Source organism: Pseudomonas aphyarum, assembly GCF_028657055.1.
GTDB classification, from domain to species: Bacteria; Pseudomonadota; Gammaproteobacteria; order Pseudomonadales; family Pseudomonadaceae; genus Aquipseudomonas; species Aquipseudomonas aphyarum.
The window spans coordinates 1-25,231 of sequence record NZ_JAMDGS010000009.1 but is presented as its reverse complement, the minus strand read 5'-3'; the positions used below and the strand labels follow the sequence as shown (position 1 = coordinate 25,231).

The 25,231-nt window shown below is 62.3% G+C and carries 19 protein-coding genes; 17 read left to right on the top strand and 2 right to left on the bottom strand.

Annotated elements, in window-relative coordinates:
- Window positions 1–32: 32 nt before the first annotated feature.
- The 4 genes from M5G18_RS12835 to M5G18_RS12820 all read left to right on the top strand — a co-directional run bounded on the left by M5G18_RS12835 (window position 33) and on the right by M5G18_RS12820 (window position 6,796).
- Window positions 33–3,623, top strand: a complete 3,591-nt coding sequence (locus tag M5G18_RS12835; protein ID WP_273900120.1) for a DUF2339 domain-containing protein — start codon at window positions 33–35, stop codon at window positions 3,621–3,623.
- Window positions 3,620–4,984 carry a DUF3999 domain-containing protein gene (locus M5G18_RS12830; RefSeq protein WP_273900119.1) on the top strand — a complete coding sequence of 455 codons (1,365 nt, stop codon included), beginning with the start codon at window positions 3,620–3,622 and terminating at the stop codon, window positions 4,982–4,984. Before M5G18_RS12835 ends, M5G18_RS12830 begins: the two co-directional genes overlap by 4 nt.
- A 195-nt stretch (window positions 4,985–5,179) precedes the next feature.
- Window positions 5,180–6,190: a class 1 fructose-bisphosphatase gene (locus tag M5G18_RS12825; RefSeq protein ID WP_007952492.1), complete on the top strand. Its 1,011-nt coding sequence runs from the start codon at window positions 5,180–5,182 to the stop codon at window positions 6,188–6,190.
- A gap of 3 nt (window positions 6,191–6,193) precedes the next feature.
- Window positions 6,194–6,796: a DUF924 family protein gene (locus M5G18_RS12820; protein ID WP_273900118.1), complete on the top strand. Its 603-nt coding sequence runs from the start codon at window positions 6,194–6,196 to the stop codon at window positions 6,794–6,796.
- Window positions 6,797–6,999: 203 nt separating this feature from the next.
- On the opposite strand, the gene M5G18_RS12815 is transcribed toward M5G18_RS12820, so the two are convergent.
- A complete protein-coding gene (locus M5G18_RS12815; protein ID WP_203546252.1) occupies window positions 7,000–8,892 on the bottom strand; it encodes a methyl-accepting chemotaxis protein in 1,893 nt (630 codons plus the stop codon).
- A gap of 282 nt (window positions 8,893–9,174) precedes the next feature.
- Between M5G18_RS12815 and M5G18_RS12810 the strand changes: the two genes are divergently transcribed.
- Both M5G18_RS12810 and M5G18_RS12805 read left to right on the top strand, forming a co-directional pair.
- Window positions 9,175–9,429, top strand: coding sequence for a hypothetical protein (locus tag M5G18_RS12810; RefSeq protein WP_007952486.1), 255 nt, complete (start codon window positions 9,175–9,177; stop codon window positions 9,427–9,429).
- A gap of 31 nt (window positions 9,430–9,460) precedes the next feature.
- Window positions 9,461–10,030, top strand: a complete 570-nt coding sequence (locus tag M5G18_RS12805) for a lipocalin family protein (protein WP_179692959.1) — start codon at window positions 9,461–9,463, stop codon at window positions 10,028–10,030.
- A gap of 48 nt (window positions 10,031–10,078) precedes the next feature.
- Here M5G18_RS12805 and M5G18_RS12800 read toward each other — a convergent pair whose 3' ends face one another.
- Window positions 10,079–11,443 carry a formimidoylglutamate deiminase gene (locus M5G18_RS12800; protein ID WP_085712792.1) on the bottom strand — a complete coding sequence of 455 codons (1,365 nt, stop codon included), beginning with the start codon at window positions 11,441–11,443 and terminating at the stop codon, window positions 10,079–10,081.
- Between the two features lie 146 nt (window positions 11,444–11,589).
- Between M5G18_RS12800 and hutC the strand changes: the two genes are divergently transcribed.
- The 11 genes from hutC to hutG all read left to right on the top strand — a co-directional run bounded on the left by hutC (window position 11,590) and on the right by hutG (window position 25,186).
- Window positions 11,590–12,300 (top strand): histidine utilization repressor, encoded by a 711-nt coding sequence (gene hutC / locus M5G18_RS12795; protein ID WP_170844914.1) that lies wholly within the window; start codon window positions 11,590–11,592, stop codon window positions 12,298–12,300.
- A gap of 22 nt (window positions 12,301–12,322) precedes the next feature.
- On the top strand, window positions 12,323–12,892 hold the full coding sequence (locus tag M5G18_RS12790; protein ID WP_273900117.1) for a HutD/Ves family protein: 570 nt from the start codon (window positions 12,323–12,325) through the stop codon (window positions 12,890–12,892).
- A gap of 420 nt (window positions 12,893–13,312) precedes the next feature.
- Window positions 13,313–14,995, top strand: a complete 1,683-nt coding sequence (hutU, locus tag M5G18_RS12785; protein WP_039764719.1) for a urocanate hydratase — start codon at window positions 13,313–13,315, stop codon at window positions 14,993–14,995.
- Window positions 14,996–15,143: 148 nt separating this feature from the next.
- Window positions 15,144–16,616 (top strand): purine-cytosine permease family protein, encoded by a 1,473-nt coding sequence (locus tag M5G18_RS12780; RefSeq protein WP_273900116.1) that lies wholly within the window; start codon window positions 15,144–15,146, stop codon window positions 16,614–16,616.
- A 70-nt stretch (window positions 16,617–16,686) separates the two neighbouring features.
- Window positions 16,687–17,655, top strand: coding sequence for an ABC transporter substrate-binding protein (locus tag M5G18_RS12775; protein ID WP_273900115.1), 969 nt, complete (start codon window positions 16,687–16,689; stop codon window positions 17,653–17,655).
- A gap of 84 nt (window positions 17,656–17,739) precedes the next feature.
- A complete protein-coding gene (locus tag M5G18_RS12770) occupies window positions 17,740–18,591 on the top strand; it encodes an ABC transporter permease (protein ID WP_007952475.1) in 852 nt (283 codons plus the stop codon).
- Complete coding sequence (locus M5G18_RS12765; RefSeq protein WP_085684013.1) at window positions 18,588–19,418, top strand: quaternary amine ABC transporter ATP-binding protein; 831 nt, start codon at window positions 18,588–18,590, stop codon at window positions 19,416–19,418. The genes M5G18_RS12770 and M5G18_RS12765 overlap by 4 nt, the downstream gene beginning before the upstream one ends.
- Window positions 19,419–19,585: 167 nt before the next feature.
- Window positions 19,586–21,109 carry a histidine ammonia-lyase gene (gene hutH / locus M5G18_RS12760; protein ID WP_273900114.1) on the top strand — a complete coding sequence of 508 codons (1,524 nt, stop codon included), beginning with the start codon at window positions 19,586–19,588 and terminating at the stop codon, window positions 21,107–21,109.
- A 117-nt stretch (window positions 21,110–21,226) separates the two neighbouring features.
- A complete protein-coding gene (hutH, locus tag M5G18_RS12755) occupies window positions 21,227–22,759 on the top strand; it encodes a histidine ammonia-lyase (RefSeq protein WP_127796658.1) in 1,533 nt (510 codons plus the stop codon).
- Window positions 22,760–23,169: 410 nt separating this feature from the next.
- Window positions 23,170–24,375 carry an imidazolonepropionase gene (gene hutI / locus M5G18_RS12750; protein ID WP_273900113.1) on the top strand — a complete coding sequence of 402 codons (1,206 nt, stop codon included), beginning with the start codon at window positions 23,170–23,172 and terminating at the stop codon, window positions 24,373–24,375.
- Window positions 24,376–24,385: 10 nt separating this feature from the next.
- The gene (gene hutG, locus M5G18_RS12745; protein ID WP_273900112.1) at window positions 24,386–25,186 is read left to right on the top strand and encodes an N-formylglutamate deformylase; all 801 of its coding nucleotides are present in this window, start codon (window positions 24,386–24,388) and stop codon (window positions 25,184–25,186) included.
- The last annotated feature ends 45 nt before the right edge of the window (window positions 25,187–25,231 follow it).

Here is a 25,231-nt window from a genome sequence, read left to right as displayed (position 1 = left end):
CCCCGCCACGGGGCTGCTCAGGGATATCGACCATGCAATGGATGTTCATGTTGATCGGGCTGCTGCTCGGCTGGCTGCTCGACGAGTCGTTCAGCGATGCGCTGTTGGGCGCGTTGTTGGGGCTCGCCATCGGGCAGGCGATGCGCATTGCCCGGCTCGGTTCACAGGCTGCCGAGCAACAGCGTCAGCTGGATCACGCGAAGATCGCATTGCAGGGCGTCGAACAGCGTCTGTTTTTGCTGGAGGGTGCTCCGGTGCATTCGCCAGAGACGCCGAGTTTCGCGCCGGCCAGCGAAACAGTTGTTGAGCCTGTCACGGTATTTGAACAACCCGCTGCCGCAGAACCCGAGCTGGTCTGGGAGCTGCCGCCCGAACTCGAACCTGTCGCCGTCGCTGCCAGCGAACCCGGCCAGCCGCTGCCGGTCGATGTCTGGCGCCCGGAGCCCGTCACCCGCGAACCACAACCGCCCGCCGAACCTCGTGGCCCGAACCTTATCGAGCGCGGCATCAGCGCTGCGCGCAACTGGCTGTTCGGTGGCAACACCGTGCTGCGGGTCGGCGTGGTGCTGTTGTTCTTCGGCCTGGCGTTCCTGCTGCGCTACGCCACCGAAGGCATGGTGGTGCCGATCGAATTGCGTTACGCCGGGGTCGCGGCGGCAGCGCTGGGCTTGCTGGCGCTGGGCTGGTGGTTGCGCCATCGCAACAACAGCTACGCCTTGATGCTGCAAGGCACCGGGATTGCGGTGTTGTACCTGACGGTGTTCGCGGCGATGCGCCTGCACCCGCTGCTCGATCCGTCTGCCGCGCTGGGATTGCTGGTGGCGGTGACGGTGTTCTCGGCCATTCTGGCCATTACCCAGGATTCCCTGGCGCTGGCCTGCGTCGCCGCGCTGGGCGGTTTCGCCGCGCCGATTCTGACGTCGACCGGCGCCGGCAACCATGTCGCGTTGTTCAGTTATTTCGCGCTGCTCAACGCCGGCATCCTGGCCATCGCCTGGTTCAAGGCCTGGCGCCTGCTCAACCTGATCGGCTTCGCCGGCACCTTCGGCATCGGTTTCGCCTGGGGCCTGCGCTCGTACACGCCGGAGCTCCTGTGGAGCACCGAGCCGTTCCTGATTCTGTTCTTCCTGATGTACCTGGCCATCGGCCTGCTGTTCGCCCGACGCAAGTTGCTGGACATGCCGGACGCCCCGGCAGACGACGATCGTGAGGCGCTGCTGCACTGGTCGGCGCGCAAGGGCGATTACGTTGACGGCACAATGCTGTTCGGTCCGCCGCTGGTAGGTTTCGGTCTGCAATTCGCGCTGGTCCAGCATCTGGAATTTGCAGCGGCGTTCAGCGCGCTGGCGCTGGGCATGATTTACATGGCCCTCGCCAAAGTGCTGATGGGCGGCCGGGCGTTGTTGCTGGGTGAGACTTGTCTGGCACTCGGGGTGATTTTCGCCAGCCTAGCGATTCCGCTGGGGCTGGATGCGCGCTGGACCTCCGCCGCCTGGGCGGTGGAGGGCGCAGGGATTTTCTGGCTGGGCTTGCGTCAGCAACGGCCGTTGGCCCGGGCCTTCGCGTTGCTGCTGCAACTGGGCTCGGCGCTGGCGTTTCTCAGTCAGTTGCGCGTTGGCGAAAGCAGCCTGCTCGACGGAGCGCCGCTTGGCGCATTGATGCTCGGCGCGGCGTTGCTGTTCAGCTTCTATCAAATGCGCAAGGCGTCGCCGGAGCAAACCTCACCGTGGGAACGTCAGGGCTTGCCGGTGCTGGCGTGCTTGGGGCTGACCTTCCTCTATCTGCTGGCGCCGCTGTTTTTCTTCACCCACGGCACGGCGATCAGTTGGGCGCTGGCCGGTCTGGTGACCTTGTTCGTCGGTTTACGCCTGCAATCGCGCACGTTCCTGTTCACCGCGTTTGCTGTGCAATTGCTCGGCGGGGCGTTATTCCTGTTGCGCCTGCAAGGGGCGGGCGAGGATTCGGCGGCCGTGTTCAGCGCCGGTTGGAGCGGTCTGCTCAGCGCCTCGTTGATCGGTCTGGCGTTGATCGCCGGCATGCTGCTGGCCGCGCGCGACGAGATGGTGCGCAGCGATGTTCGTCTGCTGCGCGGTTTGTCGGTGGTGCTGCTGGCAGGTCTGGTGCTGATCAATCTGGCGGTGTTGTTCGTGCTGCCGTGGCAGACCGCGAGTGCGGTGTGGGCGGCCAGTGGCTTGCTGATCATCTGGCTCAGTCTGTACCTCCAGCAGCGCGTGAGTTTTGTTTTCGGTCTGCTGTTGCAACTGATCGGCGGCGCAGCGTTTTTGCTGGCCGGCCCCGAGCTGCTCGGGCCGTTGTCCAGCGAAGGTCTGCGACCGCTGGCCCATGGCGGATTCTGGACGCCGCTGGTGCTGGGCCTGGCGGCGATGATCGGGGCGTGGCGCTTGCAACTGGGCAATCACGCCTCGGCGTTCGACGTGCTGAGTCTGCAGCGACTGTCCGAAGTGTTGCTGGTGTGGGGCGCTGGTTGGTGGGCGCTGGCGTGGATCAGCGAAGTGCTGCGGTTTGCGCCATTGAATCTGCAGGCGCCGCTGTTGCTGCTGGTGGCCGCGCTAAGCGTCGCGTTGTGGACGCTGTTGGCCCTGCGCCTGAAATGGCCGTCGCTCGGGTTGCTCTGCACCGTGCTGATTCCGGCGGCCGGATTGGTGTTGCTCGGCGCGTGGCACTCGCGTTATCACCCGGCGGCGGATTTCGGCTGGCTGGCCTGGGCGGCGGTGTTCGTTGTGCATTTCATCAGCCTGCTACGCCTGGCGCCGTTGTTGCCGGCGCGGGCATTGAGCACGGCGCATGTGCTCGGTTGCTGGCTGCTGATCGGTGTGTTGGCGCTGGAGTTGCGCTACGGCCTGCTGCTGTTGTCCGAGCAATACAACGCCTGGCGCTGGCTGGGCTGGGCGATTCTGCCGAGCGTGTATCTGTTGCTGATGGCCGCACCGCGTCAGTGGCCGTGGCCGGTGGCAGCGTTCCCTCGTGAATATCGCCTGTACGCGGCGGCGCCGCTGGCGGTGCTGATGCTGGTCTGGTTCTGGCTGGCCAATGGCGTCAGCGATGGCAATGCCGAGCCGCTGCCTTATGTGCCGCTGCTCAACCCGCTGGAATTGGGTCTGCTGTTTGCGCTGTTCGGTGTCTACGTCTGGTCGCGCAGCGCCGTTGCCGAGCTGTCGATCCGCCAGGATTACGCGGCTTACGCGACGCAGTTGGTTGCCGGTGTTTCGCTGTTTGCGTTCTGCACCGCGCTGGTCACCCGAGCCGCGCACCATTGGGCGGGGATTCCGTTCGAGCTCGATCTGCTGCTCGAATCGATGCTGGTGCAGGCCGGTCTGTCCATCGTCTGGACGCTGATGGCGCTCGGCCTGATGATCGGCGGGCACCTGCGCCATCGCCGCGAAGTGTGGCTGATCGGCGCGGCGCTGATTGCGCTGGTGGTGGCCAAACTGATTTTTGTCGAATTGAGCAACCGTGGCGGACTGGCCCGGATCGTCTCGTTCATCGGCGTCGGCGTGTTGCTGCTGGTGGTGGGCTACTTTGCGCCGCTGCCGCCCAAACGCGTCGAAGCTGTACCGGCGGCGGACAAACCGGCCCCGGAAACCGAAGGAGTGTCGTCTTGAGTCGCAAGCTTAATCTCGGGTGGCTGTTGCTGGGCGTGGCCATGACGGCCGGCGCCCTGGAAAAACCGGCTGACTTCGCCGCGCAGGTGCCGTTGTCGGTCAGTGGCGCAGGCCCGTGGTATCGCCTCGAACTGCCGCTGAGTGTGCAGTTGCAGGCACGTCAGACCGATCTCAGCGACCTGCGGGTGTTCAACGCCGCCGGAGAACCGCAGGCCTATGCGCTGGCCCGGGAATCAGCGCAGACCCGCGATGACGGCCGGTTGCATGAAGTGAAGTGGTTCCCGCTGTACAACTCGGCGGATGCCACCGAGCGGGCGCCGAGTGTTCGCGTGCAATCCACCACCACCGGCACGCTGGTGGAAGTGCAGCCGTCCAGCCAGCTTGAAGCCGGGGAGGAAGTGCTGCGCGGCTGGTTGCTCGACGCCAGCGCGATCAAGGCGCCGTTGCAGCAACTGATCCTCGACTGGACCAGCGAGCGCGACGGCTTCCAGCGTTTCAGCATCGAGGCCAGCGACGACTTGCAGCACTGGCAAGCCTGGGGCGAAGGCCAGGTCGCGCGCCTGACCTTTGCCGACGAACGGGTCGAGCAACATGAAGTGGCGCTGCCGGGGCAATCGGCGCGGTATCTGCGTCTGCTGTGGGATTCGCCGGCCTCGGCGCCGGTCCTGACGTCGGCACAACTGAAAAGCAGCGACCCGCGTAACCTGCCGCTGCCATTGGTCTGGTCGCCGGCGCTGGCTGGCAGCAGCGGCAAGCCCGGGGAATACACCTGGCAGTTGCCGATGGGGCTGAACATCGAGCGGGTGCAGGTCGAGCTGAAGCAAGCCAACAGCCTGGCACCGGTGACCCTGTCGGGACGTCGTGAAAGCAGTCTGCCGTGGCAACCGCTGAGCAGCGGCTTGCTCTATCGTCTGACCCAGAATGGCCAGGACGTGGTGCAGAACGAATTGCAGCTCTACGGGCAGACCGTGCAGCAGTTGAAACTGACGGTCGACGAGCGCGGCGGTGGTCTCGGCGAACAGGCGCCGAGCATGAAATACGCGGTGCGCGCCACTCAGGTGATCTTCCTTGCCCGTGGTGAAGGGCCGTACAGCCTGGCGCTGGGCAATCCGACCGTGAAGACGGCGAACCTGCCGCTGACCACGCTGATCCCCGATTTCAAACCGGAGAAACTGGCCACGCTGGGCAAGGCCACGGTGCAGGGCGACGCGCTGGCGACCCAGACTTCGACGGCCACCACCTCGGCCACGGCGGACACCAACTGGAAGAAGTTCGGCCTGTGGGCGGTGTTGTTGCTCAGTGTGCTGTTTCTGGCCGCGATGGCCTTCAGTCTGCTGCGCAAGCCGCCGGCCAAGTCTTGAATAAGACGGGTGTGGCCTCTACACCCGTCGGGTTTCCAACTACGCTGAATCCGGTGCCTGAACTCTCTCGGTTCGATCACGTCTGATAGCAGGAATTGCACCCGACGCACGTTACCGGGCGTCATTGCTCGCTACGGTTTCAGACTCCCTGTAAACTGCGCGGGTTTTTAGCCCCCCATTCCACCGGAGCCGTCCATGTCCCGCGTTACCCTGAGTCGCTATTTGATTGAGCAGACCCGCAGCAACAACACTCCTGCCGATCTGCGTTTCCTGATCGAAGTGGTGGCGCGTGCCTGTAAAGAGATCAGCCACGCCGTGTCCAAAGGCGCCCTGGGCGGTGTTCTGGGCAGCATGGGCACGGAAAACGTGCAAGGCGAAGTGCAGAAGAAGCTCGACGTGCTGTCGAACGAAATCCTGCTCGAAGCCAACGAGTGGGGCGGTCACCTGGCCGGCATGGCGTCCGAAGAAATGGACAACGCCTACCAGATCCCCGGCAAATACCCGAAAGGCGCCTACCTGCTGGTATTCGATCCGCTGGACGGTTCGTCGAACATCGACATCAACGCCCCGGTCGGCACCATCTTCTCCGTGCTGCGTTGCCCGAACGAATACCTGAGCCAGAACGAAGCGCTGGATGAAAAGGCCTTCCTGCAGCCAGGCACTCAGCAGGTTGCCGCCGGTTATGCCATCTACGGTCCGCAAACCATGCTGGTGCTGACCCTGGGCCACGGCGTGAAAGGCTTCACCCTGGACCGCGAAATGGGCAGCTTCGTCCTGACTCACGAAGACATCACCATTCCTGAAAGCACCCAGGAATTCGCCATCAACATGTCCAACCAGCGTCACTGGGAAGCTCCGGTACAGCGCTACGTTTCGGAACTGCTGGCCGGTGAAGAAGGCCCGCTGAAGAAGAACTACAACATGCGTTGGGTCGCGGCGATGGTTGCCGACGTGCACCGCATCCTGACCCGTGGCGGTCTGTTCATGTACCCGCGCGACAGCCGCGAGCCGTCCAAGCCGGGCAAACTGCGTCTGATGTACGAAGCCAACCCGATGTCGTTCCTGGTGGAACAGGCGGGCGGCGCTTCCACCGACGGTCACCAGCGCATTCTCGACATCAAGCCTGAAGGCCTGCACCAGCGCGTGGCGGTGTTCCTCGGCTCGAAAGAAGAAGTCGCCCGCGCTACGGCTTACCACAAGGAATAAACCATGAACGCGCCCTGGCAGCCGTTGCTCGATTGGTGGTTCGGTCACTCCGAATCGGCTACTGAAGTGACGGCGCAACAGGGCGGGTTGTGGTTCGGCAAGAAAGACAGCCAGGACCTCGAAGCGCGTGAGCGTTTCGGGGTCTTTGTCGATCAGGCCCTCGCCGGCGAATTGACCGAGTGGACGCAACGTCCCGAAGGTTGGCTGGCGGTGGTGCTGTTGCTCGACCAACTCCCGCGAATGATCTTTCGCGATACGCCCAAGGCTTTTTCCGGCGATCTACGGGCCCAGAAACTGGTTGCTCAGGGGATTGCTGCAGACTTCGATCGGCAGTTGAAACCGATTCAGCGACTCTTCATCTACCTCGTCTTCGAACACTGCGAAAACCTCGCGGTGCAGAATGAAGCGGTTTCGCGATTCATTGAATTGGTGGCTGAACAGCCGGAGGCGGAGCGTGGGGTGTTTGCCGACAACCTGGATTATGCCGAGCGGCATCAACGGGTGATTGCGCGGTTTGGGCGGTTTCCGCATCGCAATACGGTGTTGGGGCGGGAGTCTACGGTTGAGGAGTTGGCGTTTTTGAAAGAGCCGGGTTCGCGGTTTTAGGGCGTTTTTCGGCAACCTCAAAAACCGGCCCTCACCCTAACCCTCTCCCGGAGGGAGAGGGGACTGACCGCGTTGTACTTTCGCTATACATCGACCTGAAAGCCCAGAGTCGAACTCCAGATTTGAAAGGCATGGAGATCGGCTCCCTTTCCCCCTCGCCCCCTTGGGGGAGAGGGTTGGGGTGAGGGGGTAGCCCTTGATCTTTAGATTCTGAAGCTACCCACCAACTGCTTCAACCGCGCAGCCTGCTGCTCCAGATCCGCACAAGCCCGCAACGTCGCCTGCAAGTTCTCCACGCCTTCCTGGTTCAGCGTGTTGATCTCGTTGATGTCGACGTTGATCGACTCGACCACCGCCGTCTGCTCTTCAGTCGCCGTCGCCACCGACTGGTTCATGCCGTCGATCTCGCCGATGCGCTGGGTCACGCTGCCCAGGCGTTCGCCGGCCTGGTTGGCGATGCCGACGCTGCTTTCGCTCTCACGCTGGCTCTCGGTCATGATGCCGACCGCCTGACGCGCGCCGACTTGCAGCTCTTCAATCATCTTCTGCACTTGCTGCGCCGAATCCTGGGTGCGGTGCGCCAGGTTGCGGACTTCGTCGGCGACCACGGCGAAGCCACGACCGGCTTCACCGGCACGGGCCGCTTCGATGGCAGCGTTGAGCGCCAGCAGGTTGGTCTGCTGAGAGATGCTGGTGATCACTTCCAGAATCTGCCCGATGTTCACGGTGTTGCTGTTCAGGGTTTCGATGTTGCCGCAGGAGTCGCTGATTTTCGCCGACAGCTGCTGCATCGCGTGGATGGTTTTATCCACAACCTGCTGGCCGTCTTCGGCCAGGCTGCGTGCATCGCTGGAGTGTTGCGAGGCGAGGGCGGCGTTCTGGGCGATTTCCTGGGCGGCGGCGCCGAGCTGGTTGATCGCGGCGGCCACGCTGTTGGTGCGCGAGGCCTGCTGGTCGGAGTTGAACATCGACGAGTTCGACGCCGCGACCACGCGCAGGGCGACTTCGTTGACCTGGCCGGTGGCCGAGGACACTTCGCGGATCGAGGTGTGAATGCGCTCGACGAAACGGTTGAACGACAGCCCCAGCGCACCGAATTCATCGTGGCCGTGGATGGTCAGGCGTTTGGTCAGGTCACCTTCGCCTTCGGCGATGTCGTGCATGGCGCGGCCCATGGTCAGCAGCGGCTGCATCAGCACGCGGATCAGCATGCCGAGCAGGGCGATGATGATGACCACGGCGATGACCATGGCGATCAGCGCCGAGGTGCGGAATTCGCTGAGCATCGAGAACGCGGTGTCCTTGTCCAGCACCAGCGCCACGTACCAGTCGGCCGACGGCACGCCGTTGACGCGGGTGAAGGAGATCAGTTGGGTCTTGCCGTCGAACTCGACTTCTTTCAGGCCCGGGCTGACTTTCGGCGCACCGTTCGGATAGGCCTCGGCCAGAGTCTTGAGCACCAGTTTGCTGTCCGGGTGGATCAGGATCTTGCCGTCGGCACCGACAATGAACGCGTGACCGTGGCCGCCGAAGTTCAGCGAGTTGATGATCGCGCTGACACTCGACAGATCAATGTCGGCGCCGGCCACACCAATCATCTGGCCCTGGCGCTGCACCGGGGTAGCGACGGTGATCACCAGTTTGCCCGACGAGGCGGCGATGTACGGTTCGGTGACGATGGTCTGTTGCGCAGCGTTGGCTGCCTTGTACCAGCCACGGGCGCGCGGATCGTAATCCGGTGCGCGGTTGCCGGCCGGGACCGAGAACATCACGCCGTCGGCGCCGCCGAAGTAGCTGAGCTGGAAATTGCCGGTGTAGGCGGGCAGGTCGATGATGCGTTTCAGGCTGGCCGGGGCGTTGCCGTCGGCGACAACCTGTTGCGCCATCGATTGCAGCAACTGGATGCGGCTTTCCAGCCAGGTCTGGATGTTGCTGGTGGTCAGGCTGCCCAGTTCCTGCATCGACGCTTCGGTGCTGCTTTGCAGGGCTTCGCGCTGGCGATAGTCGTTGAACAAAATGAAACAGGCGAACGCAACGGCCACCACGAGGGCGGCAGCCAACAAGATCTTGTGGCTGAATTTCATGTTTCTGGTCATTAAGTGAGCTACCGCGAAGGGGCTGGTCAAGAAAGGGCGGCAATTTGCCACACTATCGGGCTTTGCGCTGCTCTTATTTCGACCGCGGCGCGCCAAAGATTAGGCGCCTTTTGCGAAATGCGACGAAATGCTCAATAGCCTTACAAACTGTCTGATTTACCGGCGAAAGCCGGACGAGCGGGCTAACAAATAGCCAGCCTCCCAGGGAACCAGACAGGGGTTTTCTCTTCTAAGCTTCTGGTTGGCGCCATGCCATCCCCCTTCCGTTCCAGGAGTTACACCATGTCGCTGCGATCTATCGCCCTGCTGTCGTTTTGCGTGCTGTTGGCCGCATGCAGCAAGGTCAATCAGGAAAACTATTCGAAGCTCTCGGCCGGCATGGCCAAGGCCGAAGTGGAGACGCTGCTTGGCAAGCCCACCGATTGCTCGGGCGCGCTCGGCATGTCCAGTTGCACCTGGGGCGACAAGAACAGCTTTATCAGCGTGCAGTACGCCGGTGACAAAGTGCTGATGTTTTCCGGCCAAGGCCTGAAGTAAACCGGGGCTACGCGCCCACGGGAGAAAAACAATGAAGCGGTTATTGCTTGTCCTTTTTGCCGGCCTGGTATTGGCCGGCTGCGCCACGACCGGTGAAGATCCGCTGGCGCCGAAGACGGTCAACAGTGTCAATCTCAAGCGTTACCAGGGCACCTGGTACGAACTGGCGCGTCTGCCGATGTATTTCCAGCGCAATTGCGCGCAATCCGAAGCCCGTTATTCCCTCAAGCCAGACGGCAATATCGCGGTGTACAACCGCTGCCTGACGGCGGACTGGACGTGGGAAGAAGTCAAAGGCACGGCTTATCCACAGGTGCCGGGCAAGACCGACAAACTGTGGGTCGAGTTCGATACCTGGTTCTCGCGTCTGATTCCGGGTGTGGCGAAGGGTCAATACTGGGTGCTGTACGTCAGCGATGACTACAAGACCGCCCTCGTCGGCGACCCGAGTCGTCGCTACCTGTGGCTGTTGTCCCGCACGCCGACCGTCAACGGTGTGGTGCGTGAGGAACTGCTGAGCAAGGCGCGTCAGCAGGGTTACGACACCACGCGCCTGATCTGGCGTACTTCGGATCAGCAGATGGCCAAGACGTCCAACTGACGCGCAACAAAAAACCTGTGGAGGTCGCCCTCCACAGGTTTTTTTGTGTCAGCCCAAAAGCTCTCGCAGGACCTGGGTGAAGGCGCGATTGCTGTCCTCCTCCCCGGCATGTCGCCCCTCGCGAACGACCCACTGACCGTTGACCAGCACGTCGCGCACCTGACGATCACCACCGGCAAACAACCAGCGATTCAGAATCCCGTCACCGCTGGCCGTGGCCAAATACGGATCGCTGCCATCGAGCACAATCCAGTCGGCACGCTTGCCGACTTCCAGCGCACCGATCGGCTGGCCCAACGCCTGAGCGCCACCGTCCAGCGCCGCGTCATACAGCGTACGGCCGACCATCGGTTGATCCGCGCCATATAGGCGATTGCGCCGCTGATCGCGCAGACGCTGGCCGTATTCCAGCCAGCGCAGTTCTTCCACAACGCTCAACGACACATGGCTGTCGGAGCCGATGCCCATGCGCCCACCCTGAGCGAGAAAATCCACCGCCGGAAAAATCCCGTCGCCGAGGTTGGCCTCGGTGGTCAGGCACAGGCCGGCGATGGCGCGACTCTTGGCCATCAGCGTGACTTCTTCCGGATTGGCGTGGGTCGCGTGGACCAGGCACCAGCGCTGATCGACTTCGGTGTTTTCGTACAGCCATTGCAGCGGACGACGGCCGCTCCAGCTCAGGCAGTCGTCGACTTCCTTCTGTTGTTCGGCGATGTGGATGTGCACCGGGCATTGCTTGTCGCTGGCTGCCAGCACTTCGCTGATCTGCTGCGGCGTGACTGCGCGCAACGAGTGGAAGCACAGGCCCAGCGACTGCGCCTTTTGCTGCGCCAGCAACGGTTGCAGGCGCGATTGCAGCTTCAGGTAGTTTTCGGTGCTGTTGATGAAACGGCGCTGGCCTTCGTTCGGCGTCTGGCCGCCGAAACCGCTGTGGCTATAGAGCACGGGAAGCAATGTCAGACCGATACCGGCCGAGCTGGCCGCCTGGCTGATGCGTAACGCCAGTTCGGCCGGGTCGGCGTAAGGCTGGCCGTTGTGATCGTGGTGGACGTAATGGAATTCGGCGACCGAGGTGTAACCGGCCTTGAGCATTTCGATGTACAGCTGACGGGCAATCACACCGAGCTGGTCGGGGCTGATTTTTCCGACGAGCCGATACATCAGATCGCGCCAGGTCCAGAAACTGTCGTTGGGATTGCCGGCCACTTCCGCCAGTCCCGCCATCGCTCGCTGGAACGCGTGGGAGTGCAGATTCGGCATCCCGGGCAGCAACGGACCGCTCAGCCGTTCGGCGCCGTCTGCGGTGGAATCGGCCTGGATTCGGGTCAACACGCCATCGGCGCTGACCTCGAGACGTACATTGTTGGCCCATCCGTTAGGCAGCAGCGCGCGTTCGGCAAAGAAGGCGGACATGGTTCAGCACCCCATCGTGTGTTATTTGTATATACATATACAGACGTTTGCCTGCCCGGTAAACTCCGGCAAGCTAGCAACTTTCATCCAATGAACAGGGATCCACCGTGCCGACTCCGCCTCCAGTCTCCCCGTTGGCCGCGAACATGGGCGACAGTCCGGCGCCCTTGTACGCCCGCGTCAAACAGATGATCACCCAGCAGATCGACAGCGGTAACTGGCCGCCGCATTACCGCGTGCCGTCGGAAAGCGAGCTGGTCAGCCAGCTGGGTTTCAGCCGCATGACCATCAACCGCGCGCTGCGGGAAATGACCGCCGACGGTCTGCTGGTACGCATGCAAGGCGTCGGTACTTTTGTCGCCGAACCGAAGAGCCAGTCCGCACTGTTCGAAGTGCACAACATCGCCGACGAAATCGCCTCCCGTGGCCATCGCCACACCTGTCAGGTAATCACCCTGGAAGAAGAGGCCGCCGGTTCCGAGCGCGCGCTGGCGCTGGACATGCGCGAAGGGCAGAAGGTCTTTCACTCGCTGATCGTGCATTACGAAAACGACATTCCGGTGCAGATCGAAGACCGCTTCGTCAACGCGCTGGTCGCCCCGGAATACCTCAAGCAGGACTTCACCCTGCAAACGCCTTACGCCTATCTGAACCAGGTCGCGCCGCTGACCGAAGGCGAGCACGTGGTCGAAGCGATCCTCGCCGAAGCGTCCGAATGCAAATTGCTGCAGATCGAGAAAGGCGAGCCTTGCCTGCTGATCCGCCGTCGTACGTGGTCGGGTCGTCAGCCGGTGACAGCGGCGCGCCTGATCCACCCCGGTTCCCGTCATCGTCTGGAAGGTCGGTTTCATAAATAAAAAGCATAAATAGAGAGCATAAATGAGCGAGTTGAAGGTTCTACGCGCCGAAGGCTACCCGCGCATGCCGTGGAAAAACGGCGGCGGCAGCACCGAGGAAATCACCCGTGACGCCGGCGCCGGTCTCGACGGATTTGGCTGGCGCCTGTCGATTGCCGACATCGCCGAATCCGGCGGCTTCTCGACCTTCGCCGGTTATCAGCGAGTGATCACGGTATTGCAGGGCGACGGCATGACCCTGTGTGTCGACGGCGACGATACCCGGCCGTTGTTACCCCTCGACCCGTTTGCCTTCAGCGGCGAAAGCCAGGTGTCCTGCACCTTGCTCGGTGGCGCAATCCGCGACTTCAACCTGATCTACTCGCCCCAGCGTTACAGCGCACGCCTGCAATGGCTGGACGGCGAACAGCGGTTTTTCAGTTCGGCAAGCACCGTGCTGGTCTTCAGCGTCAGTGAACTGCTGGAGGTCACGGTCGGTGACAGTGCGTCGCAACTCGGCCGTCATGACTGCCTGCAACTGGACGGTAACACCGGTTTGACCGAGATTGCCGTCAATGCCGGTTGCTGCGTGATTGAGCTGTCCCCGCGCTGATTCCTTCACACGCTCTGCGTGGGAACGATCAAAAACCGCTGCTTTGAAAGCAGCGGTTTTTTTTCGTCCCGACGTTCCCGAAATGCGCACCAACTTGTTACCGAACGCCCCAGCGTGGCGCAAAACCACGCTTTCGTAACAATCTCTCGCCGCCCTCAATCCACCCCACGAAAAATTTCATGAACGCCAGAGCCCTTGATTCAGGCGCTCTGCAGCCCTGTCCGGGATTTTTGTTGAACGACCCTCCAACAAGTTGGCCGCTCGATTGCATATGCTTGTATGTACAAGTAAAGACGTATGCGTATGAGTCGATCGAGACTCTCCGCAGCGTCCACTGATTCGCTTGTTGCGCACTGATGCGCACAGGCTGCTTGCCCACTGCCAGGGTTGGTTTGAATTGATCGCTGAGGAGTCTTTTTCGTGACTGACAACAAAACCACTAAGTTTCGTGACGTCGAAATCCGTGCCGCCCGCGGCAACAAGCTGACCGCCAAGAGCTGGCTGACCGAAGCGCCGCTGCGCATGCTGATGAACAACCTCGACCCGGAAGTCGCCGAGAACCCGAAAGAGCTGGTGGTCTACGGTGGCATCGGCCGCGCTGCGCGTAACTGGGAGTGCTACGACAAGATCGTCGAGAGCCTGACCAACCTCAACGAAGACGAAACCCTGCTGGTGCAATCGGGCAAGCCGGTCGGCGTGTTCAAAACCCACAGCAACGCCCCGCGCGTACTGATCGCCAACTCCAACCTGGTGCCGCACTGGGCGACCTGGGAACACTTCAACGAACTCGACGCCAAAGGCCTGGCCATGTACGGCCAGATGACCGCCGGCAGCTGGATCTACATCGGCAGCCAGGGCATCGTCCAGGGCACCTACGAAACCTTCGTTGAAGCCGGTCGCCAGCACTACAACGACAACCTCACCGGCAAGTGGGTACTGACCGCCGGTCTCGGCGGCATGGGCGGCGCCCAGCCACTGGCCGCGACCCTCGCCGGTGCCTGCTCGCTGAACATCGAATGCCAGCAGATCAGCATCGATTTCCGCCTCAAGACCCGCTACGTCGACGAGCAGGCCAAAGACCTCGACGACGCGCTGGCCCGCATCGCCAAATACACCTCCGAAGGCAAGGCTGTTTCCATCGCCCTGTGCGGCAACGCCGCTGAAATCCTTCCGGAACTGGTCAAGCGCGGCGTGCGCCCGGACATGGTCACCGACCAGACCAGCGCCCACGACCCACTCAATGGTTACCTGCCGGCCGGCTGGACCTGGGACGAATACCGCGCTCGCGCCAAGACCGAGCCAGCCGCTGTGGTCAAGGCCGCCAAGCAGTCGATGGCCGTTCACGTCAAAGCCATGCTCGACTTCCAGAAGATGGGCGTGCCGACCTTCGACTACGGCAACAACATCCGTCAGATGGCTCAGGAAGAAGGCGTCGAAAACGCATTCGATTTCCCGGGCTTCGTACCGGCCTACATCCGTCCGCTGTTCTGCCGTGGCATCGGCCCGTTCCGTTGGGCTGCGCTGTCGGGTGATCCGCAGGACATCTACAAGACCGACGCCAAAGTCAAAGAACTGATCCCGGACGACGCCCACCTGCACAACTGGCTGGACATGGCGCGCGAGCGCATCAGCTTCCAGGGTCTGCCGGCGCGTATCTGCTGGGTCGGCCTGGGCCTGCGCGCCAAGCTCGGTCTGGCGTTCAACGAAATGGTCCGCAGCGGCGAACTGTCGGCACCGATCGTGATCGGTCGCGACCACCTCGACTCCGGCTCGGTCTCCAGCCCGAACCGTGAAACCGAATCGATGCAGGACGGCTCCGATGCAGTCTCCGACTGGCCGCTGCTCAACGCGCTGCTGAACACCGCGAGCGGTGCGACCTGGGTGTCTCTGCACCACGGCGGCGGCGTCGGCATGGGCTTCTCCCAGCACTCGGGCATGGTGATTGTCTGCGACGGTACTGACGAAGCGGCCGAGCGTATCGCTCGCGTGCTGCACAACGACCCGGGTACCGGCGTCATGCGTCACGCCGATGCCGGTTACCAGATCGCCATCGACTGCGCCAAGGAACAAGGGCTGAACCTGCCGATGATCACCGGCAAATAAAGAACCTGTGGGAGCTGGCTTGCCAGCGATGGCGGCGGCACTGCTGGAATTGACGTTGCAGGTGCCGACGTCATCGCGGGCAAGCCCGCTCCCACAGGAATCGAGTAAACCGGACAGAACAATTAAAACAATCCACAGAGGTTGAATCATGGCGGGCAACACCGATCGTGCAGGCAGTAAACCGTTGATCGAAAGGCGTTCGATCGACTACATCCCGGAAGCGGAAAGACACGGTCGTCTGTTCAGTCAGTTCACCCTGTGGATGGGTGCCAACCTGCAAATCACCGCGATTGTCACCGGGGCCCTGGCCGTGGTGCTGGGCGGCGATGTGTTCTGGTCGTTGATCGGTCTGCTGATCGGTCAACTGCTGGGCGGCGGGGTGATGGCGCTGCACGCGGCGCAAGGGCCGAAGCTTGGCCTGCCGCAGATGATTTCCAGCCGGGTGCAGTTCGGCGTCTACGGCGCGGCGATCCCGATCGTGCTGGTGTGCCTGATGTACCTGGGCTTCACCGCCACCGGAACCGTGCTGTCGGGTCAGGCGCTGGGCCAGTTGTTCGGGGTCAGCGACACCGTCGGCATCCTGCTTTTCGCCAGCGTCATCGTCGTGGTCACGGTGCTCGGCTATCGGGTGATTCACTGGATCGGCCGCATCGCCAGTGTCATTGGCGTGATTGCTTTCGTGTACCTGTTCAGCCGTCTGATGAGTCAGGTGGACGTCGGTGCACTTCTTGAAATCCGTCACTTCAGCTGGAGCAGTTTCCTGCTGGCGGTGTCGCTCGCGGCCTCCTGGCAGATCGCTTTCGGCCCGTACGTGGCGGACTACTCGCGCTACCTGCCGAGCAAGGTGTCGTCGGTGAAAACCTTTTTCGCCGCCGGTGCCGGTTCGGTGATTGGTGCGCAGGTGGCGATGATCCTCGGTGTGTTCGCGGCCGCTTCGGCCAACGGGCAATTCGCCGGTCATGAAGTCGCTTACATCGTGGGTCTGGGCGGGACCGGTGCCACCGCCGCGCTGCTGTATTTCAGCATCGCGTTCGGCAAGGTCACCATCTCCACCCTGAACTCCTACGGCAGCTTCATGTGCATCGCGACCATCATCAGCGGCTTCCGTGGCCACCTGACGGTCACCCGGATGCAGCGTCTGGTGTTCGTGCTGGTGATCGTCGGCGCGGCGACCCTGATCGCGCTGCTCGGCCAGCATTCATTCCTCGGTGCGTTCAAGTCCTTCATCCTGTTCCTGCTGGCGTTCTTCACGCCGTGGAGCGCGATCAACCTGGTGGACTACTACTGCATCACCCGCGAGCGCTACGACGTACCGGCGCTGGCGGATCCGAACGGTCGCTACGGCCGCTGGAACATCCTCGGTATCAGCGTTTATGTGTTCGGGGTGCTGGTGCAACTGCCGTTCATTTCCACCAAGTTCTATACCGGTCCATTGGTAGCGGCCCTGGGGGATGTGGATATTTCCTGGATCATCGGTCTCGTGTTGCCCGCAGCGCTGTACTACGTCTGCGCGAAAAAATGGCACGGCACCGTACCCGATCGACTGATTCTGCCCGTCGAGCAGGACAGCGTTGTACAACCTAAAACAAACGGGGCCGGTCGCGCTGCGGCGCAGGCCTGATTTGGACGTGGACAGGGCTGGATGCCTCTTGACTGCCGTAAGCCAATTCATGATTAGGAGCGTCACAACAATGAAATCGAACAAGACCCTGCTGACCACATTGCTTTCCATGGGCCTGCTGGCCAGCGCCGGCGCGACCCAGGCCGCCGGCTGGTGCGAGTCCGGCAAACCGGTGAAATTCGCCGGCCTGAACTGGGAAAGCGGCATGCTGCTGACCGACGTTCTGCAAGTGGTGCTGGAGAAAGGTTACGACTGCAAGACCGACAGCCTGCCGGGCAACTCCATCACCATGGAAAACGCCCTGAGCAGCAACGACATCCAGATCTTCGCCGAAGAATGGGTCGGCCGCAGCGAGGTCTGGAACAAGGCCGAGAAGGCCGGCAAGGTCGTCGGTGTCGGCGCCCCGGTGGTGGGTGCCATCGAAGGCTGGTACGTGCCGCGCTACGTGATCGAAGGCGACGCCAAACGCAAACTCGAAGCCAAGGCGCCGGACCTGAAAAACATCGCCGACCTGGGCAAATACGCCGCTGTCTTCAAAGACGCCGAAGAGCCTTCCAAAGGCCGCTTCTACAACTGCCCGGCCGGCTGGACCTGCGAGCTGGACAACAGCGAAATGCTGAAAAGCTACGGCCTGGAAAACAGCTACACCAACTTCCGTCCGGGCACCGGTCCGGCGCTGGATGCGGCCGTGCTGTCGAGCTACAAGCGTGGCGAGCCGATCCTGTTCTACTACTGGTCGCCAACCCCGCTGATGGGGCAGATCGACGCGGTGAAACTGGAAGAGAAAGCGGGCGTCGACAAGACCGTGACCATCAAGGTCGGTCTGTCCAAGACCTTCCACGAGCAAGCGCCGGAACTGGTGGCCGTGCTGGAAAAGGTCAACCTGCCGATCGACCTGCTGAACCAGAACCTGGGCCGTATGGCGAAGGAACGTATCGAGTCGCCAAAACTGGCGAAAATCTTCCTCAAGGAACATCCTGAGGTCTGGCACGCGTGGGTGAGTGAAGGCGCTGCCAAGAAAATCGACGCGGCGCTGTAGGTCGAATTCCTCCCGGCCAACCGAGAGGCTGGCCGGGGTGTTCGCCGCAATCGCTTGATTGAGTTTCCTGATTGAGAGCCGCTTATGTTTCCCGAAAGCTTTACCTTTTCCATCGCCGACTGGGTCAACGGTTGGGTCGATGCGCTGGTCACCAACTACGGCGATGTGTTCCGCCATATCTCCGACACCCTGCTGTGGGCCATCGTCAATCTTGAAGGCCTGCTGCGCGCCGCGCCGTGGTGGTTGATGCTGGCCATCGTCGGTGTCGTGGCCTGGCATGCAACGCGCAAAGTCGTGACCACCGCCGTGATCGTCGGTCTGCTGTTCCTGGTCGGCGCTGTCGGTCTGTGGGACAAGTTGATGCAGACCCTCGCGCTGATGATGGTGGCGACGGTCATTTCGGTGCTGATCGGCGTACCGCTGGGGATTCTCTCGGCGCGCAGCAATCGCCTGCGTTCGGTGCTGATGCCGCTGCTCGACATCATGCAGACCATGCCGAGCTTCGTGTACCTGATTCCGGTGCTGATGCTGTTCGGCCTGGGCAAGGTGCCGGCGATTTTCGCCACCGTGATTTACGCCGCACCACCGCTGATCCGCCTGACCGATCTGGGCATCCGCCAGGTCGACGGCGAAGTGATGGAAGCGATCAACGCCTTCGGCGCCAACCGCTGGCAGCAACTGTTCGGCGTGCAACTGCCGCTGGCCCTGCCGAGCATCATGGCCGGGATCAACCAGACCACCATGATGGCCCTGTCGATGGTGGTGATCGCCTCGATGATCGGCGCCCGTGGCCTGGGTGAAGATGTGCTGGTGGGCATTCAGACCCTCAACGTCGGACGCGGTCTTGAGGCCGGTCTGGCGATCGTGATTCTCGCAGTGGTCATCGACCGCATTACCCAGGCGTATGGTCGGCCACGGCATGAGGTGAGCAAATGAGCAACGCAACCGTGAGCAAGATCGAAGTCAAAAACGTCTTCAAGATTTTCGGCAACCGCGCCTCGGACGCCCTGGCGATGGTCGGCCAGGGCAAGACCAAGGATCAGGTGCTGAACGAAACCGGTTGCGTGGTCGGGGTCAACGACTTGTCCCTGAGCATCGGTACCGGCGAGATCTTCGTGATCATGGGCCTGTCCGGCTCCGGCAAGTCGACACTGGTGCGCCACTTCAACCGCCTGATCGACCCGACCAGCGGCGCGATCCTGGTGGACGGCGTGGACATCCTGCAATACGACATGGAAGCCCTGCGCGAATTTCGCCGGCACAAGATCAGCATGGTGTTCCAGAGCTTTGGCCTGCTGCCGCACAAGACCGTCCTCGACAACGTCGCCTACGGCCTGAAAGTGCGCGGCGAGAGCAAGCAGCTGTGCGCCGAACGCGCGCTGCACTGGATCAACACCGTGGGCCTCAAGGGCTACGAAAACAAATACCCGCACCAGCTCTCCGGCGGCATGCGCCAGCGTGTGGGCCTGGCCCGCGCCCTGGCGGCAGACACCGACATCATCCTGATGGACGAAGCGTTCAGTGCGCTGGATCCGCTGATCCGCGCCGAGATGCAGGATCAGTTGCTGGAGCTGCAAAAGACCCTGCACAAGACCATCGTTTTCATCACCCACGACCTCGACGAGGCCGTGCGCATTGGCAACCGCATCGCGATCCTCAAGGACGGCCGCCTGATCCAGGTCGGCACGCCGAAAGAGATCCTGCATTCGCCGGCGGACGAGTATGTCGACCGCTTCGTGCAGCGGCGGGCGGCGGTGGTTTAAACGTTTGCGGTGAATTTACTGGCCCCATCGCTGGCAAGCCAGCTCCCACAGGGTCAGGCGTTGTTGCACAGATAGTGTGTACACCACGGAAACTGTGGGAGCTGGCTTGCCAGCGATGGTGGCGGTGGAGCTGCATCAATATTCAGGTTGTACGCACGAGGTTAGTGATGTCCCAGGCTGAAAAAATCGTTATCGCCGACGCTCCGATGCGTTGGCAGGATGTGGTCGCAGTCGCCCGTCACGGCGCGCAGCTCGAGCTGTCGGCGCAGACCTGGGCGCGCATTGAAAACGCGCAGGGCATCGTCCAGCGCATCGTCGCCAGCGGCGAGCGCGCCTATGGCGTGAACACCGGGCTCGGTGCGCTGTGCAACGTCTCGCTGAAAGACGAACAGCTCAGCCAGCTGTCGCGCAACACCTTGCTCAGCCATGCCTGCGGCGTCGGTCCGGTGCTGGCCGATGAGCAGACCCGCGCAATCATGTGCTCGGCGATCCGCAACTACAGCCACGGCAAATCCGGCATTCATCGCCGGGTGGTCGAAGCGCTGCTGGCACTGCTCAATCGCGGCATCACTCCGCAAGTGTCGTCCCAGGGTTCGGTGGGTTACCTGACCCACATGGCGCACATCGGCATCGCGCTGCTGGGTGTGGGCAATGTCAGCTATCGCGGGCAAGTGGTTTCTGCGCAGCAGGCGCTGGCCGAAGAAGGCCTGCAACCGGTGCAGCTCGGGGCGAAGGACGGCCTGTGCCTGGTCAACGGCACGCCGTGCATGACCGGCCTCGGTTGCCTGGCGATTGCCGACGCCACGCGTCTGGTGCAATGGGCCGACGTGATCGGCGCCATGAGCTTCGAAGCCCAGCGCGGCCAGATCGCCGCGTTCGATGCCGAGATCATCGCGCTCAAGCCGCATCCGGGCATGCAGCAGGTGGGCGTCAATCTGCGCGCCTTGCTCGATGGCAGCGAAGTGATCGCCGCCAGCAAAGGCATTCGCACCCAGGATGCACTGAGCATCCGTTCGATCCCGCAGGTGCACGGCGCCGCCCGCGATCAACTGGAACACGCGATCAAACAGATCGAAACCGAGCTCAACGGCTGCACCGACAACCCGTTGCTGCTGGGCACGCCGGACGATTTCCGGGTGATGTCCCAGGCCAACCCGCACGGGCAATCGGTAGCGCTGGCGGCGGATCTGCTGGCCATTGCAATGGCCGAAATCGGCTCGATTGCCGAGCGGCGTCTGGATCGCCTGATCAACCCGCACGTCAGCGGTCTGCCGGCGTTTCTGGTGGCCAATCCGGGGGTGAACTCCGGGATGATGATCGTGCAATACGTCGCCGCGTCGCTGTGCGCGGAAAACCGCCAGTTGGCGCAACCGGCGGTGCTCGACAACTACGTCACCTCGGGCTTGCAGGAAGACCATCTGAGCATGGGCACCAACGCCGCGCTGAAGCTGCACCGCGCGCTGGAAAACTGCACGCAGATCCTCGCCATCGAGTACCTGCTGGCGGCCCAGGCGTTTGAATTCCTCAAGGAACAGCGCTTCGGCGCGGGCACCGATACCGCCTGGCGACTGCTGCGCGAAAAAGTCCCGGCCTACGATCAGGACCGCTGGCTGGCGCCGGATATCGCCGCTGCCGCAAGCGTTCTGAAAGACACGGATCTGCTGCACAACGCATTACCGAATTTGCACTGACAACTACCCATACCAGCGTGCCAAGGCGCGGATCGTCCAAAAGACGAGAGGCGACGGATAACGGAATGCTCCGGAGCGACTGGTAGTTAATAACAATGCCTCAAAAGGAGCATTTAAATGACTGCGCTGAACCTGATCCCCGGCCAACTGAGCCTGGCCCAACTGCGTGACGTTTATCAGAACCCGGTCAAGCTGACCCTCGACAACAGCGCCAGCGCGCAGATCGAGGCCAGCGTGGCCTGCGTCGAGCAGATCCTCGCGGAAAACCGCACCGCCTACGGCATCAACACCGGTTTCGGCTTGCTGGCCTCGACCCGCATCGCCAGCGAAGACCTGGAAAATCTCCAGCGCTCGCTGGTGCTGTCCCACGCCGCCGGCGTCGGCCAGCCGATCAGCGATGAGCTGGTGCGCCTGATCATGGTGCTCAAGGTCAACAGCCTCAGCCGTGGTTTCTCCGGTATCCGTCGGGTGGTGATCGATGCGCTGATCGCCCTGATCAACGCCGAGGTCTATCCGCACATTCCGTTGAAAGGTTCGGTCGGTGCCTCCGGTGACCTCGCGCCATTGGCGCACATGTCGCTGGTGCTGCTGGGCGAGGGCAAGGCGCGCTACAAGGGCGAGTGGATGGAAGCGACCGAAGCGCTGAAAGTCGCCGGTCTGACGCCGCTGACGCTGGCGGCCAAAGAAGGTCTGGCGCTGCTCAACGGTACTCAGGTGTCCACCGCATTCGCTTTGCGCGGTCTGTTCGAAGGTGAAGACCTGTTCGCCGGCGCACTGGCGCTGGGCGGTCTGACGGTGGAAGCGGTACTCGGTTCGCGTTCGCCGTTCGATGCGCGCATCCACGCCGCCCGTGGCCAGAAAGGCCAGATCGACGCCGCTGCCGCTTACCGCGATCTGCTGGGCGAGCGCAGCGAAGTCTCCGACTCGCACCAGAACTGCGAGAAGGTTCAGGATCCGTACTCGCTGCGTTGCCAGCCGCAAGTCATGGGCGCGTGTCTGACCCAGTTCCGTCAGGCTGCCGAAGTGCTGGCTGTCGAAGCCAACGCCGTATCCGACAACCCGCTGGTGTTCGCGGCCGAAGGCGACGTGATTTCCGGCGGCAACTTCCACGCCGAACCCGTGGCCATGGCCGCTGACAACATGGCGTTGGCCATTGCCGAAATCGGCTCCCTTAGCGAGCGCCGTATCTCGTTGATGATGGACAAGCACATGTCGCAACTGCCGCCGTTCCTGGTGGCCAACGGTGGCGTGAACTCCGGCTTCATGATCGCCCAGGTGACCGCTGCGGCCCTGGCCAGCGAAAACAAGGCACTGTCCCATCCGCATTCCGTGGACAGTCTGCCGACTTCCGCCAACCAGGAAGACCACGTGTCGATGGCCCCGGCCGCCGGCAAGCGCCTGTGGGAAATGGCCGAGAACACGCGCGGGATTCTGGCGGTGGAATGGCTGGCGGCGGTGCAGGGTCTGGACCTGCGCAACGGCCTGAAGACTTCGGCCAAACTGGAACAGGCCCGAGGGATTCTGCGTCGCGAAGTGCCGTTCTACGAGAAAGACCGCTTCTTTGCGCCGGACATCAATGCGGCGACCGAGTTGCTGGCTTCGCGGGTTCTGACTGAACTGGTTCCGGCGAAACTGCTGCCTAGTTTGTAAGCGTTTTTCAAGGGGGATTTTTGTCGTCCGGGAAACCGATCCCCCTCACCCCAGCCCTCTCCCCCAAGGGGGAGAGGGGAAAGGGAGCAGATCTTCATCGTTTTCAGAACCTGAGTTCGACTCAAGAATTTCAGGTCGATGTACCTCGCAAGAACAACCCGGTCAGTCCCCTCTCCCTCCGGGAGAGGGCTAGGGTGAGGGGGCTTTGAAGGCTACTCACCAAACAGATCCGGAGAAGAGGGGAAAGGGAGCAGATCTTCATGATTTTCCAGACTTGAGTTCGACTCGGTATTTCAGGTCGATGTACCTCGAAAGAACAACGCGGTCAGTCCCCTCTCCCTTCGGGAGAGGGTTAGGGTGAGGGGGCTTTTGAAGGCTGCCCACCAAACAGAATCCAACGGAGGCCTACAGTGAAAACCCTCTGGCAACACTGCCACGTCGCAACCATGGCGCAAGGCGTCTACTCGATCATCGAGGATGCGGCCATCGTGACGTCCGGTGCACTCATCGAGTGGATCGGCCCGCGCAGCCAATTGCCGTCAGGTGAATACCCGGCGGTCAATGACCTGCAAGGCGCGTGGGTCACCCCCGGCCTGATCGACTGCCATACCCACACCGTGTTCGGCGGCAACCGCAGCGGCGAATTCGAGAAGCGTCTGCAAGGCGTCAGCTACGCGGAGATCGCAGCGGCCGGCGGCGGCATCGCCAGCACCGTGCGCGCCACCCGCGAAGCCTCGGAAGACGAGCTGTTCGCCAGCGCCGCCAAACGCCTGAAAAGCCTGATGCGCGACGGCGTGACCACGGTCGAAATGAAGTCCGGCTACGGCCTCGATCTGGCCAGCGAGCGCAAGATTTTGCGGGTCATCCGTCGCCTCGCCGCCGAGCTGCCGATCAGCGTGCGCAGTACCTGCCTGGCCGCCCACGCATTGCCGCCTGAATACAAGGACCGCGCCGACGATTACATCGATCACATCTGCGCCGAGATGCTGCCATCGCTGGCCGCCGAAGGGCTGGTGGATGCGGTGGATGCGTTCTGCGAATACCTGGCGTTCTCCCCGGGGCAGGTCGAGCGGGTGTTCATCGCCGCGCAAAAACTCGGGCTGCCGGTGAAGCTGCACGCCGAACAATTGTCGTCGCTGCACGGTTCCAGCCTCGCGGCGCGCTACCACGCATTGTCCGCCGATCACCTGGAGTTCATGGACGAAGCCGACGCCATCGCCATGGCCGAATCCGACACCGTCGCGGTGCTATTGCCGGGTGCGTTCTACTTCCTGCGCGAAACCCAATTGCCGCCGATGGAAGCCCTGCGCAAACACAAAGTGAAAATCGCCATCGCCAGCGACCTCAACCCCGGCACCTCGCCGGCGCTGTCATTGCGCCTGATGCTGAACATGGCCTGCACCTGCTTCCGCATGACCCCGGAAGAAGCCCTGGCCGGCGCCACCATTCACGCGGCGCAAGCTTTGGGCATGGCTGATACCCACGGCTCACTGGAAGCCGGCAAGGTCGCGGATTTTGTCGCCTGGCAGATCGACCGGCCGGCGGATCTGGCTTACTGGCTCGGTGGTGAACTGGACAAACGCGTCGTGCGTCACGGCGTTGAATCAAGTCTGTAGGAGAGCGGTTGTGGATAAGGTTCTGAACTTCAAACAAGGTCGCGTGCCGCTGCTGATCAGCATGCCCCACGCCGGTGTGCGCCTGACTCCGGCAGTCGAGGCCGGGTTGATCCCGGACGCGAAAAGCCTGCCGGACACCGACTGGCACATTCCGCAGCTCTACGACTTCGCCGCCGAACTGGGCGCCAGCACCCTGGCGGCCGAGTACTCGCGATTCGTGATCGACCTGAACCGGCCGTCCGACGACAAACCGCTGTACGCCGGCGCCACCACCGGTCTGTACCCGGCGACATTGTTCGATGGCATTCCATTGTTCAAGGAAGGGCAGGAGCCGTCGAAAGAAGAACGTGCGACGTATCTGGAGCAGATCTGGACGCCGTACCACCGCACCTTGCAGGAAGAGCTGGCGCGGCTGAAGGCCGAGTTCGGTTATGCGCTGCTGTTCGATGCGCACTCGATTCGTTCGATCATCCCGCACCTGTTCGATGGCAAGCTGCCGGATTTCAACCTTGGCACCTTCAATGGCGCCAGTTGCGATCCACAACTGGCCATGCAACTGGAAGCGATCTGCGCCCGCCACGACGCCTACAGCCATGTGCTGAACGGACGCTTCAAGGGCGGCCACATTACCCGTCACTACGGCAACCCGGCCGAGAACATCCACGCCGTGCAACTGGAGCTGGGCCAGTGCACGTATATGGAAGAGTTCGAACCGTTCCGCTACCGCGCCGATCTGGCGGAGCCGACGCGGGTGGTGCTGAAGGAATTGCTGCAAGGGCTGCTCGCCTGGGGCAAAAAGCACTACAACTGAGTCTGTTCTGATCGTTCCCACGCTCTGGACTGACCCCGACAAATT